Here is a 1,014-nt window from a genome sequence, read left to right as displayed (position 1 = left end):
GTACTGGGCGCCGTGATAGCGACGAGCACGCCCAGCGCATAGCACCAGATATTGGCGACGGCATAGCCCATCCAGGTGCCGCGCAGCGCGGCTTTGCCATCGCGTCCATGGCGCGCGAAATCGGCCACGAGGGGTAACCACGACACCGGCATTGCGATCACCAGGTCGAGTGCGGACAGCGTGCTCATGCCGCCTTCGCCGGGCCGCATCCACAGCGCGCTCAGTCCTTGGGCATTGGCCTTGGCCAGGAATTGCCAGCTCAACCACAGCAGCGAGGCGATGACCAGCGGCAGGCCATAACGGCCTATGAATTTGCGCACCAGTTTCACCATGGAGCCTGAGAGCAGCGTCAGCAGCACCGCACCCCACAGCAGGGTAGCGAGAAGGGGCCACAAGGCTCCGGTAAAGCCGCCCGACTGGCGCGCAATGGCCATGGTGCCGTCGCGCATCACCACAAGCTCAAACGTGGTCCAGCCGATGAGCTGCACGATGTTGAGCAGCACCGGCAGGCGCGCAAAGCTGCTGCCATAGGTGGCATGCATCAGCCCGGCGCTGGAAAGCCCGCTGTCGCAGCCGATCCTGGCCGTCCAGGCCAGYAAGCCGGCGCCAAGTACCGAGCCGCAAACGATCACCAGCAAGGCTGTCTGGGTGCCAACGGCCGGCACCAGGTAGGCGCCGATCTGCATGACCAGCAGGCCCACCCCGAGGCTGAGCCAGAGCGCAGCATGGTCGCTCCAGCCGAACAGGCGGTCACTGGAGGGCAATGGCGCAAGCGCGGTGTTGCCGGCGGCGGCAGAAGTAGAAGTCGTGGTCATCAGCAGTTCCGATCATCGATGCCAGGTCGGCCTGCTTGAAGCCCGAAAGAACAGCGGGCATCCGGAACATGCTTCCCTGCGCGAGGATTACCTCAAATCAGGTTCAAAGGGACTTTCTCAGCCACCGCAATTCGCGCGACGAATTGCAGCAACACCCCCAGCGAAAGCGCCTATGCAGACGCCAGCCAAATTGTAGGGT

Annotated in this window: 1 protein-coding gene; it reads right to left on the bottom strand. The window is 63.8% G+C overall.

All coding sequences use genetic code 11. The features are described 5' to 3' along the window. Positions 1–815 (bottom strand): cytosine permease (locus tag AC1D1P_RS24300; RefSeq protein ID WP_477674787.1); only part of this gene is annotated, 815 nt, incomplete at its 3' end. Positions 816–1,014 lie beyond the last annotated feature (199 nt).

The sequence above is a fragment of the Polaromonas sp. P1_E1_2 genome, from assembly GCF_056406035.1.
The sequence above is the reverse complement of the archived record's forward strand: the minus strand, read 5'-3'. Positions and strand labels throughout refer to the sequence as shown.